This window comes from Vreelandella maris (assembly GCF_013371085.1).
Lineage (GTDB): Bacteria > Pseudomonadota > Gammaproteobacteria > Pseudomonadales > Halomonadaceae > Vreelandella > Vreelandella maris.
On sequence record NZ_JABWCV010000003.1, the window covers coordinates 194,302 to 206,224 of the forward strand.

10 protein-coding genes are annotated in these 11,923 nt (G+C 56.9%); 3 read left to right on the forward strand and 7 right to left on the reverse strand.

Annotated elements, in window-relative coordinates:
• Nucleotides 1-121: 121 nt before the first annotated feature.
• A complete protein-coding gene (locus HUO07_RS03580; RefSeq protein ID WP_176302402.1) occupies nt 122-541 on the reverse strand; it encodes a hypothetical protein in 420 nt (139 codons plus the stop codon).
• A 149-nt stretch (nt 542-690) separates the two neighbouring features.
• Here HUO07_RS03580 and HUO07_RS03585 point away from each other — a divergent pair, with 149 nt between their 5' ends.
• A complete protein-coding gene (locus HUO07_RS03585; RefSeq protein WP_176302403.1) occupies nt 691-1,641 on the forward strand; it encodes an alpha/beta hydrolase in 951 nt (316 codons plus the stop codon).
• On the opposite strand, the gene HUO07_RS03590 is transcribed toward HUO07_RS03585, so the two are convergent.
• The 4 genes from HUO07_RS03590 to HUO07_RS03605 all read right to left on the reverse strand — a co-directional run bounded on the left by HUO07_RS03590 (nt 1,638) and on the right by HUO07_RS03605 (nt 8,162).
• Nucleotides 1,638-2,333: a response regulator gene (locus HUO07_RS03590; protein ID WP_176302404.1), complete on the reverse strand. Its 696-nt coding sequence runs from the start codon at nt 2,331-2,333 to the stop codon at nt 1,638-1,640. The two genes, HUO07_RS03585 and HUO07_RS03590, sit on opposite strands and share 4 nt — an antisense overlap.
• Before the next feature lie 74 nt (nt 2,334-2,407).
• Nucleotides 2,408-3,814: an ATP-binding protein gene (locus HUO07_RS03595; RefSeq protein WP_176302405.1), complete on the reverse strand. Its 1,407-nt coding sequence runs from the start codon at nt 3,812-3,814 to the stop codon at nt 2,408-2,410.
• On the reverse strand, nt 3,814-6,939 hold the full coding sequence (locus tag HUO07_RS03600) for an efflux RND transporter permease subunit (protein ID WP_176302406.1): 3,126 nt from the start codon (nt 6,937-6,939) through the stop codon (nt 3,814-3,816). The genes HUO07_RS03595 and HUO07_RS03600 overlap by 1 nt, the downstream gene beginning before the upstream one ends.
• On the reverse strand, nt 6,936-8,162 hold the full coding sequence (locus HUO07_RS03605) for an efflux RND transporter periplasmic adaptor subunit (protein WP_176302407.1): 1,227 nt from the start codon (nt 8,160-8,162) through the stop codon (nt 6,936-6,938). Before HUO07_RS03605 ends, HUO07_RS03600 begins: the two co-directional genes overlap by 4 nt.
• Before the next feature lie 205 nt (nt 8,163-8,367).
• Here HUO07_RS03605 and HUO07_RS03610 point away from each other — a divergent pair, with 205 nt between their 5' ends.
• Nucleotides 8,368-8,958 (forward strand): TetR/AcrR family transcriptional regulator, encoded by a 591-nt coding sequence (locus tag HUO07_RS03610; RefSeq protein WP_176302408.1) that lies wholly within the window; start codon nt 8,368-8,370, stop codon nt 8,956-8,958.
• Here the strand turns inward: HUO07_RS03610 and HUO07_RS03615 are convergent.
• Nucleotides 8,955-9,758 carry a helix-turn-helix domain-containing protein gene (locus HUO07_RS03615; RefSeq protein ID WP_176302409.1) on the reverse strand — a complete coding sequence of 268 codons (804 nt, stop codon included), beginning with the start codon at nt 9,756-9,758 and terminating at the stop codon, nt 8,955-8,957. The genes HUO07_RS03610 and HUO07_RS03615 overlap by 4 nt on opposite strands.
• Before the next feature lie 108 nt (nt 9,759-9,866).
• On the reverse strand, nt 9,867-10,877 hold the full coding sequence (locus tag HUO07_RS03620; protein WP_176302410.1) for a zinc-binding alcohol dehydrogenase family protein: 1,011 nt from the start codon (nt 10,875-10,877) through the stop codon (nt 9,867-9,869).
• Between the two features lie 122 nt (nt 10,878-10,999).
• On the opposite strand from HUO07_RS03620, the gene HUO07_RS03625 reads away from it, so the two are divergent.
• Nucleotides 11,000-11,884, forward strand: a complete 885-nt coding sequence (locus HUO07_RS03625) for a LysR family transcriptional regulator (RefSeq protein ID WP_176302411.1) — start codon at nt 11,000-11,002, stop codon at nt 11,882-11,884.
• Nucleotides 11,885-11,923 lie beyond the last annotated feature (39 nt).

An 11,923-nucleotide genomic window follows, 5' to 3' on the forward strand; every position in this document is an offset into this window, starting at 1 on the left:
GTTAACCTCCCTTGTGTGGGGTGAATAAGCGCGGAGTGAGCGGTGAGAAAAACGCAAAGGCAGACGCAAAAACGCCCGGCAAGCCGGGCGTTAACGCTAACGTTTAAAAAGTGATCAACGCTTATTCACTATCGGCGATGTCGTCGTTATCGCCGTGGTGGCCGCGCTTGCCGTGCTTACCACGATACTCTTCATGAGCTTCGTGCATGGCATTGCGCAGTGCTTCCTGCTCTTCTTCGGAGAGAATTTCCGCAACGCGCTCTTTATGCTCGTCCCGCAGCGCGTGTATCGCTTCACGGTGTTCAGCGTGAGCTTCGTTGAGCTCAGCTTGCTTCTCTTCAGAGATTTCGGCGCGCTGATATATCTCTTGGCGACGCTCTTCCATGCGTTCTTCCATACGCTCGCGATCAGGGCCTTTACCTTCATGGTCACCGTGACTATCCGCTTGAGCGGTAAGCGCTAGCGGAGCAATAGCAATAGCCAGCAGGGCCGGGGCGAACAGTTGGCGAATTGACAGTTTCTTAGCACTTGAATGGTTCATAAGTTCTCTCCTGGTGAGTTGACGATGCCAGTATCGCTAGGAGACGTGCAAACCGTTTGCAGATAGTGTGCAACAATCATGATCTTATTAGCTCGTGGCAGGTCGTAGTCGGTAGGTGAGGGGTCACCTAGTTATCAAGGAGCAACTTAATGTCGCGAATCGAATACTTTCGCGTGTTTCAGCCGCGTTATGCGTTTACCACCCTACGCCGTGTTACTGGCCTGGGGGCGCTTGCCTTGCTATTGAATGGCTGTAGCGCTTCCCAACATATTAGCCAGGGCGAGCCTGCTGTTGAGAATAACCCGTTGCATGAACCCCAGCCTTTTGAGCGCTTAGCCCCAGTTACTTACACACCCGAGGCATGGCCACAGGCGTTAAAGGCGACTGTTTATCTGCCCAATGGATCAACAGATACGCGGCGACCCGCGGCATTAATAGTGCATGGAGGCGGCTGGCGCAATCGTACACCGCAAGATATGCAGGGCATTGCCGAACAGCTAGCCGGGCAAGGTTATGTGGCGGTGAATGTTGAGTACCGTTTTGCACCGGAATACCGCTTTCCCAACCAGCTACACGATTTGCAGCAGGCCATGAGCTGGATTCACACTAACGCCGATGAGTGGCAGGTGGATACCGATCGCATTGTGGGTGTGGGTTTTTCATCAGGCGCGCACTTGGTGAGTTTATTGGCACTCGCGGGCGCCGAAGGGCCACTGGCGGAACCTTATGGCGGTGAGCAGAGCCGTCTGGCCGCGGTGCTGGCGGGTGGTCTACCCAGTGACTTGCTTAAGTTCGATGACGGGCCGCTGGTGGTGGATTTTATTGGCGGCACCCGCGCAGAAAAGACCGAGGCGTACCGGCTAGCGTCGCCTGCTTGGCAAATTACCCCCCAGGCACCGCCGTTCTTTCTCTTCCACGGCAACTGGGACAAGCTCGTGCCGGTGGATCACGCCACGGACTTCTATCAAGCCCTGCAGGCTAACAACATCGAAAGCGAACTATACCTGCAGCACTGGCGCGGCCACATCACCAGCTTCCTGCTGCGCGGTGGCGCTATTGATGCAGGCATCGCGTTTCTCAATCGGCAGGTTAACCCTTAACCCTCCGGCTGATACTTATAGCCGACGCCATATACCGAGCGGATGATTTCCAGTTCTGGCAGCGCTTCGTGGATCTTCTTGCGCAGTTTTTTGATGTGGCTGTCCACGGTGCGCTCAGAAACGATGCGGTTATCGCGGTACATGTGATCCATCAACTGTTCGCGGCTGAAGATGCGCCCCGGCGCCTGCATCATGACGCGCAATAACTGAAACTCCACCGCGGTCAGGCCCAGGTCCTGCCCGTGGGCAAGGGCTTGCCAGCCGTCTTCGTTTAACACTACCGGGGCGTTTTGCACTTCACTCGGCGCCTCTGCTGCTGCTTGGCTGCGGCGCAGTACGGCTTTAACCCGAGCAACGACTTCACGAGGGCTAAAAGGCTTACAGATATAGTCATCAGCCCCTAGCTCCAGGCCCAGCAGGCGGTCGACCTCTTCTACCTTGGCAGTGACCATGATGATCGCTATGGAAGGCCACAGCTGGCGAATTTCCTTGCTCAGAGTAAGGCCATCTTTACCCGGTAGCATAATATCGAGCAGCACCAGGGCTGGGGAGTGCTGCTCAAGCCACGGCATCACTTCATCGCCGTGGCCCAGGGTGGTCACCTCAAAGCCATGAGTGGTTAAGTAGTCCGCCATCAGGCGGGCAATTTTCGGTTCATCCTCAACAACGAGCAAAGAGGCAGCATGAGACATAGCGGTAGACTCGCTTAGCAGTGAACGGGAAAGCATGGCTTAAAACAGTTTTTAAACACGAATTCTGAAAAACATTAATTAGCGGCCAACAAAGGAAAGCGCAGCGTCCAGCGCAGCCCACCTAGCGTGGAGGGAGAGGGCGTCAGCGTTGCACCATGGGCATTGACCAAGGCACTCGCAATAGAGAGCCCTAGACCGCTGCCGCCACTAGCGCGGCTGCGTGATCCTTCCACTCGGTAGAGGCGCTCGGTCAAACGGGCCAGCTCGCCTTCCGGTACCCCCGGCGTACTATCTTCCCAAGTGACTACTGCCTCCCCTTTCTGAGTCGTGAGCGTAACACGCAGCTCTCCCGGCGGCTGGGTGTAGGCGCAGCTGTTGTCCAGCAGGTTGTTCCAAAGTTGGCGCAGGCGCTGAGCATCGCCACGAATCATAATGCCAGGCTCGATCTTTTCCGTCAGCGTTAAACCGCTGTCCACTAACCAGCGATCAGCGTCAGCCAGTCGGCTAGCCAGGCAGTCGCTTAGATCCATCGGCGCCAGTTGTATATCCAGCGCGCCCGCGTCGCTTTGGGAAAGCAGACGTAAATCCGCCACTAAGCGCTCTAGCTGACCCACCTCCTGGGCGAGAGAGCTAAGATTTTCCTGGTTGAGTGGCCGGATGCCATCCTGCATGGCTTCGATCTCTCCGCGCAGTACCGCCAGCGGCGTGCGCAGCTCATGGGCCGTATCTGATACCCAGCGGGCGCGGGCATCACGGCTGGCTTCCAGCGTGGCGGCAAGCACATTGAAATCCCGCGCTAGGCGAGAGAGTTCGTCGCGGCCGCGTTCCGGTAGCCGGGTGTGGTAGTCGCCTTCGGTAAGGCGCAATGTGGCGCCGGCCAATGCCCGGGTACGACGCCCCAGCCACCAGGAAAGCCCGCCCGCCAGTAGCAATGAAGCAACGCAGAGTGATATGACGATAAGTACCAGATTACGCTGCTGGCGCTCCAGGAAGCGGCTCTCCATGCGCTCCATCATTTCCCGCGGCGGCCGGAATCCCAGCGACCCGATAGTGGTTTCACCGCTTTGCAGGGTTAGCCAATGCCAGTTGCCCGAGTTTTCGCGCCCGCTGTTCGGCGGCACGACAAAGCGTCCATCTTCCGCGCGCAGGCTAAAGTCACGCGCTTCACCTAGCGGTGAGGGTCGGTCGCGATGCTCCTGGCCCAGTTCAAAACGAACAATAAACGGCCAGCGTTCCGGTGACTGCTCCAGCCACTCCCAGCTCTGCTGGGTTTCCCAGCGTGTGACAAGACCATCTGCCAGCAGCGTGGCGCGGCGCTCCTGAGCTTGGTTGAGATAGTCGAGAAAGCCGCGGTCAATACTGTAGGAGACGGCCAGAAACATACTGGCTGAGATGGCCACATTGACGCTTAGGATAATCACAAACAGCTTCAGGCCCAGCCGAGAGGGCCGCCATTGGCGTATCGCGGTGAGCATGGTCATTAATGAGTGCCCTCCTCGTGGCTAGGGGTAGAGGGAAGAGTTTTAGGCTGACGCGGGGCACTAAGCCGTTCGCGAACATTCTCCATGCCCAGGTAGAGGCAGGGCACCAGAATTAACAGAATAGCCGTAGCGAACAGCATGCCAAAACCTAGCGAAATCGCCATCGGAATCATAAAGCGTGCCTGCCGCGAGGTTTCCAAGATCATGGGTGCCAAGCCCAAGAAGGTCGTCAATGTGGTCATCATAATTGGCCGTAAACGGCGGGTAGCCGCTGCCACGATAGCGCCCCGGGCATCCATGCCTTCGCGGCGTTTACGGTTGGCGTAGTCGATCAGCACCAGCGCATCATTAATTACCACGCCAGAGAGCGCGAGCATGCCCAGCAAACTGATAATCGAAAGCCCGAAACCCATAATCATATGGCCAGCTACTGCACCGACAATACCGAAGGGAATGGCGGCCAATACCAGCAGCGGCTGCAAATAGCTACGGAACGGAATGGCGAGCAGGGCGTAAAGGGCGGCAATCATTAACCACATGGAGGTTTTGAGCGTGGCCAAGTTATCGGCGGTGTCCTGCTGACGACCGCCCATGCTGACCTCAAGCCCTGGCCAAGTTGCCTCAAGGTTGGGGAACACCTCTTCCTGCAGCGTTGCCAGTACCTGGTTAATGGCCAGATCGCTTTCCGAGTCGGCGGTCACGGTAATAATCCGTCGCCCGTTAATGCGCTCAAGGCTGCTAGAGGCTTGGCTGATGGTGATGTCGGCTACCCGCGACAGTGGCACGCTGAGGCCGTCAGGCGTGCGCACCGGCATGCGGTAGAGCTCATTCAGGCTGTCGCGATTGTCGTTGGGCAGACGAACCTCAACGCTGATTTCACTGCGCCCGACGTACTGTTCAAGTGCCGTGGCACCCTGAAGAGGCCCGCGTAGCGCTTCGGCTAAATTGCTACCTGTGAGCCCCAGCGCGCGGCCTTCGGCAGAAAGACGCATCTCTAACTGCGGTTTGCCGTCGCCCAGGCCGCTGTCGATATCGGTGAGTCCATAGCCGCCCAATGTTTCCGCCAAGCGTTCGGCGGCGGCTTCCAATACCTGCGTGTCCGGGTGGGAAAGGCGAAGGCTGAGCGCCGCGCCGCTGCCGGGCCCGCCGACGTCTGCCTCAAAACGCACTGACTGAGCACCGAGCAAATCGCCGGATAGGTCGCGCCACTCCCGGGCGATGCGCGACGGTGGCCAAGCCTCTAAACTCTCGCTGGCTATATCCAAACGCACTTCCAGGCTTTCGCCGTCCAGGCGGCTGCGTGAGCTACTAAAGCTGAGTGTTTCTTCACGCTCGCTGAGAACATCTGCGGCGTCGAGCAGCTGTTGGCTAAGCTCGCGACTAACGCTGATATTGCTGCCAATGGGCAGGGTGACCGTGGCTTGCACCTGATCTGATTCGACCCGTGGCATCAGGGAAAAACCCAAACGCCCGCTCATTGCCCAGGAGAGGGCGATCAATAGAATGGCGATGCCCAGCGAAATACTCAGCAGGCGTTGGTTCAGCGCGCGCTGCAGAAACGGCTCGAACTGACGATAGGTGAAGTGGTGTAAGCCACCCTGAAGGCGTTGGCGAAGTGATTCAAGCGGACGCTGCCACGCCGGGGTTTGGCGCGGTTTGCGGCTATGCGCTAAGTGGGCGGGCAGTATGACGAGCGCTTCCAGCCAGGAGATCAGAAAGACGGTCACCACCACCACCGGAACCGTGGCAAAAATCAGCCCTAAAAAGCCCGGTAAAAAAAGCAGCGGTAGGAAGGCAACGATATTAGACAGAATGGCAAACGTAAGCGGCGTGGCGATCTCGCTGGCGCCTTTCACCGCTGCATCGCGCAGTGAGTAACCCTCTTCCCGATAGCTGTAGATATTTTCGCCAACGATAATGGCGTCATCCACCACGATCCCCAGGGCGATAATAAAGGCGAACATCGACATCATGTTGAGCGAGACGCCGATCCAGGGCAGAAACAGCATGGCGCCTAGGAACGCCGTCGGAATGCCCAGGGTGACCCAGAAGGCCAGCCGTGCTTCCAGAAACAGCGCCATGAGTACCAATACCAGCGCTAGCCCCATCCAGGCGTTTTTAAGCAGCAGGCTCAGGCGGTCTTCGTAAACTTCCGAGCTGTCGCGGGAAATATCCAGGCTAACGCCTTCCGGCATGCCTGCCCGCAAGCGCTCAAGCTCTCCGTTGACCGCTTCAGAGATACTGGTCGGGGTCTGGTCGCCAATCTGATAAACATCCACAGAGAGGCCGGGCTGACCGTTATAGAACTCCTCGCGATCGGTCTCGGCAAAGCCGTCGCTGACCCTGGCAATGTCGCCCAGCGAAATCGGAGCGCCCTGAGTGCTGGTTAGTATCGGCAGCTCTGCAAAGGCTTCGGCGCTATTGCGCCGCCCTTGATAGCGAATTAGCCACTCGCCTTCGGCCGTCGTTAGCTGACCGCTGGCAAGGTCAAGCGCCTCTTCGGCTATGCGACTAGCCAACTCCTGATGGTCGAGACCAAAGCGCTCGATGGCCTCTTCATCCAGATGGACTTGAATCTCCCGCTCGCGGTTGCCGGAAAGCTCAGCGCGGGAAATGCCCGAGGTGGCTTGCAGCTCGCCGCGTACATCTTCGGCTGCGTCGTGGAGTGCCTCTAGGCCGACCTGACCATAAACCTGCAGGCTGAGCACACTGCGAGAGCGTCCCGCCAGGGTGAAACGCGGTGGATCGGCGGCGCTGGGCAGCGTGGTGATAGCGTTCACTGCCTGCTGAATATCCTGATAGGCGCGCATGACATCAATGCCGTCAATCAGCGTAGCGCTGACGTTGGCGCTGCCTTCGCTGGCCGTAGCCGTGAGCTCATCAATGCCTTCGACATCGGCGATCGCGGCTTCTACCGGTAGCAGCAGGCTCTGTTCAACATCTTCCGGCGTGGCGCCGGGATAGCTAATCGTTACTTGCACGACTTCGATGTCGAATTCAGGAAACACTTCCTTTTTAATCGCCAGCGACGCCATTAGGCCGCCGACGATAAACAGCACCATCAATAAGTTGGGGGCTACCCCGTGATCCACCATCCAAGCCAATGGGCCGCGTGGCACCTTCATGATTCATCTCCCGGTTCATCTCCTGCTTGGGCCGGGGTGTCGTTGGGCCGGCGAATGCGCACTAGCTGGCCTTCTCTAGGCTGGGCCAAGCCCGCGGTGACGACCTGCTGGCCTGTTTCAAGACCGCTACGAATTAAGGCGTCGTCTTCCCCTCGATAGGCCAGGGTGACCGGCGTGCGGCGTAGGCGATTCTCTTCGTCGACCCGCCAAGTGACGTCACCGGGGCGAAGCGCCGAAGAGGGCAGTGATATGAGCTGCTCTTGAATCGAAGGTTGGAAGGAGGCCCGCAGCACATCGCCCAAACGCAGGGCAGGACCATCGGTCTCGAGCGCTAACGGGTCGTTCACCGCGATAAGTAGCTGTGCCTGCAGGCCATTCTCTTCCAGGCTGGGCAGCATCGACACCAGCGTGCCTTCTCGAGTGGAGCCTTCGGGCCAGCCGCGGCTGGTTAACGTCACGCTACTGCCCGCTTCCAGCCACTCCATCCACTCACCGGGTAGTGAGGCGCGCACCCAAAACTGCTCGACGCCCACCAGGTGCAATACCTCGGTTCCTTGACTGAGCAGACTGCCAGCGCCGACCAAGCGCTCCTGTACCATGGCCCGCCAGGGAGCGGTGAGGGTTGCGCGCTCAACATTCAGTGCTGCCTGGTCGCGGGCCACGCGTGCTTGGGTGAGTTCGGCTTGTGCTTGGCGCAGCTGTGGTTCACGCAGTACCAGCGAACGTCGCTCAGCAGAAAGCTGACGCCCAAAGGATTCGTACTCACTGCGGGCGCGCTGCTGTTCCGCCTGCTCTAAAGCAAGTAACGCTTGCGCAGTGGCCAGCTGCGCTTCGGCATCTTCCAGGCTTAGCGCCAGGTCGGCTTGATCAATAAACGCCACGGCGGCATCCTGTTCAACGACTTGGCCAGGCACAACACCATCGGCAAACCGCTCCAATTGCCCCGCCACACGGCTGGCTAACATCGCCTCCTGTTCTGCTTCAACGCGCCCAAAGCCGTAAAGATTAGGTGCCTGAACACTCGCGTTTACCGTGACGACATCTACCATAGTAGATAGAGGCTCCGGCGGAGGGGTTCGCTCAATACGGGGCGGTTGGGTAATAATCCACCAGGCGAGCGCCAGGGTGCCCATAAGAATCAATAATGCCACCACAGCGCCTATACGAATGCGGCCTCGTTGGTAAGATGATTGGGGGGAAGAGTGGGAGCGTTTTGGTGTCATTACCGCGCGTCATCCGTTGGCTAGGGCGAAAATTCCAGAAAAATAAGCGTATGATGCTAGCATCACGCATTGTTAAGCAGCGATTAGTCAAGCAATGTGCAAATAACATGTAATTAACATTTACTTGGCACTCAATCCTTTGGCTTTTACTTACTTGGCTTTCACTCATTTGATAGTGATAGACTGACTGGTCTACTTTAAGTATATGAAAAACAATGTAACCCGCGACAAATTAATTGATAGTGGCGCCCAGCTGATTAGTCAGCAAGGCTACAACGCGACGGGTATTAACGCCGTTTTAAAGGCCTGCGGTGTACCCAAAGGTTCCTTCTATCACTACTTCTCCAGCAAAGAGGATTTCGGGCTGGCGGTGATTGAGCGCTTTGCGGCTGCTTATGACGAAACGCTGGTGGCACTGCTGGAAGATAGTGAGACGCCGCCACTTGAGCGCCTGAAACGGTACTTCGCGGCAGGCCGTGACCATATGCACGAGTGCGATCACGCCACGGGCTGTTTGATCGGTAATCTTGGCCAAGAGCTTTCAGGCCAGAATGACACCTTCCGCGATGCGCTAAATCTTGTGTTTCAGCGCTGGGAGCAGCGCTTTATACGCTGCTTGCAGGATGCCCAAAGACGGGGAGATATTGCTACTCATACCGCCCCAGCATCGCTTGCCAGCTTTATTCTAAGCGGCTGGGAAGGGGCTATTCTACGTGCTAAGACGCTTAAATCCGTTGAGCCCATGGAACATTTTGAAGCGATTTTGTTCCAGCAGGTGTTAGTCGCTAAAGATTAATGTCTGGCGCGGAAGTGATGCTCATCAGTGGCCACATCGTTTCGAGTCGCGGTTATTAGGGCAGCATCTAGTGATGGGTCATTCAGCGCTACCAAGCCACACTGTGCCAGCGCTTCGCGCAGGCTGACCTGTTCATCCAAACGTTGATACACAACCCGTACACAGCAGGGCATGCGCTCGCTGTTATCCGCCACGCCCATTTTTAAGCCGGTCAAACGCGTCACTTGGCTCTGAAAGCTCGGAAATAGAATCGTCTGAGTGATTTCGTGGCCGTTAAGGGTTTCGTGGTCGACCAAAAAGAGCCGATCAGCAAGCTTAACCGCGGTGCCTACATAGCGATTGTGACACGGGCGGACGCCAGGTGTGGTCTGCATTCGCTCGGTGCGCTGATAGATCACGCCACCTTCACGTGCTTCCAGGCACACCAAGGTTCGCATTAACTGCCCCGGTCGCGACATTGAGTGATAAAGCTCAAAGTAACGACCAATGTAGCGCTCCATACCTTCACTGCCGCGCTGAACCAGTGCGTTTGGCCAAGGCAATGCTGCTGGGGTTGCTTCTGACTTTAGTTGGCCGGTTTGCACCAGGGCGCGAAAATCGTGGTGAGGAAGTGCGATATCCTCAGTGGTGACGCCAAAAAAGTGGCAAATTCGCTGAAGTGCTGCGTGGCTGGGACGGTAGCGCCCACTCAGGTAGCGGTTAAACTGAGCACGGTTGATCGTTAAGCGCCGACAAACCTCAGCAATAGACGGGTAGTAGCTGCAGAGCAGGCGCAGGTTGGCCACAAAATCGTCATGCATGGGGTGACTCGATTCTCTTAGTGTCGTGGCTGCCTAATGTGATGGTTCACGCCTCAGAGTGCAACGGCCCTGTGACAGGGCCGTTGCGTCAATCAATTTCTATCCTGCTTAAAAGCCTTCCAAGACCAGTTTGCCAATCGTGCGGTTGCTCTCAATAAGCGCGTGCGCGCGCGTTAAGTTCTCGGCGTTAATAGGGCCTAACACCTCGCCTAAGGTAGTTTTTAGTCGGCCGTCATCAACCATGGCCGCTACTTTTGTGAGCAGGTCGTGCTGCTTGGCAAGATCGTCGGTAGTGAATAACGGGCGGGTAAACATCAACTCCCAATGCAGCGACAGGCTTTTCATTTTGAGCTTACGTACATCAATCAGCTCGGGGTCATCAATAAGCGCCAGTTTCCCCTGGGGCTCAAGGGCTTCAATAATGGCATCAAAGTGGTGGCCAGTTTGGTTAAGGCTGATCACCATATCCACCCCGTCAAAGCCCGCTGCCTTAAGCGCCTGATCAAGTGGCTTGTGGTGGTCAATCACTGCGTCCGCACCTAACGACTTCACCCAGGCTTGGCTTTCGGGCCGAGACGCCGTACCAATCACGGTAATATCGGTGAGCTGCTTGGCAAGTTGCACCAGGATCGAGCCAACGCCTCCCGCGGCGCCAATTACCAATAGGCTTTTGCCTTGGGTATCGCGCATGCCCAGCTCTAGCCGGTCAAACAGCAATTCCCAAGCGGTAATGGCGGTTAATGGAAGCGCAGCGGCTTCAGTGTCAGAAAGGCTTTTCGGCGCTAGGCTGGCGATGCGCTCATCGACCAGTTGAAACTCAGCGTTAGAGCCCTGACGAGCAATATTGCCCGCGTACCAGACGCGATCGCCCGGCTGAAAGCGGGTGACCGCACTGCCGACGGCATCCACGATGCCTACCGCGTCATATCCCAGTACGCGCGGCTCACCGGTTTCCGGCAAGGCGCTGTTGCGCACTTTGGCATCAACAGGGTTTACGGAAATCGCGCTGACTGCAACGCGAATGTCGTGGGCGTCAGGGGTTGGGATAGGTAACTCAATTGCTTGAAGCGCATCTGGATGGTCGATGGGCAGGCTTTGGGTAAAGGCAATTGCTTTCATAGTGGCTCTCAAGTTAACGATAAGTGGCACCATCATGCCTGGATGTTGTTTTGCTAAAAAGAGGGGTAATCTTGCTAACAGTTTCTAATAAATTTTGAAAATAGCAGGCGCCAAGCGTTCTTATGCGTGTCGATGATCTAAAAGTGCTTATCTATGCCGCCGAGCACGGCAGTCTTTCTGCCGCTGCGCGGGAGTTAGCGATTACCCCAGCGGTGGCCAGTGTGGCTATCAAGCGTTTGGAAGAGGCGCTTGGCACGCGGCTATTGGTGCGCTCCACCCGCAGTTTGCGATTAACCACCGCAGGTGCGCACTATCTTGTACACGCTAAAGCGGCGCTCAACGCCCTTACCCAAGGTGAGAAAGAACTTCACCGCGAGCGCCAAGAGATTGCTGGGGAACTCAGTCTTGCCATGCCTTCCGACCTGGGCCGCAATGTGTTGCTGGGGTGGTTGGACACCTTTATGGCCCAGCACCCGCAACTACACTTACGCTTGAGGGTAAGTGACCGCGTGAGTGACCTGTTCCGTCAACCAGTAGAGATTGCCCTGCGATATGGGGTGCCGGAAGACTCCAGTCTCGTCGCACTGCCGCTTAAAAGCGATAATGACCGCGTGGTGTGTGCCTCTCCTGACTATATTGCCCGTCACGGCAGTCCCGCTTGCCCTGACGATTTACGTCAGCACAACTGCCTCTGCTTTGTGCTCGGCGAGCGTGTCCATAACCAGTGGCAGTTCGGTAGTGACAACATCACCGTAAAAGGCAATCGGGTGAGCGACGATGCTGAGTGTGTGCGCCGCTGGGCAGTGGCTGGCGAAGGCATCGCTTACAAATCCCGGCTAGATGTTGAAGAAGATCTTCGAAATGGTTGCCTGGTGGCAATGCTGGAAGACTTTCCCAGCGAGCCAACGCCGCTCTATCTTGTATGCCCGCATCGCCTTTCATTGACGCCTGCCGTGATAGCGTTAAAAGACTTTCTTATTGAGCGACTAAAAGGTTACAGCCGCTAGCGCCTGAAAACAGTGCTTAACATCAGCTTGTATTGAGAA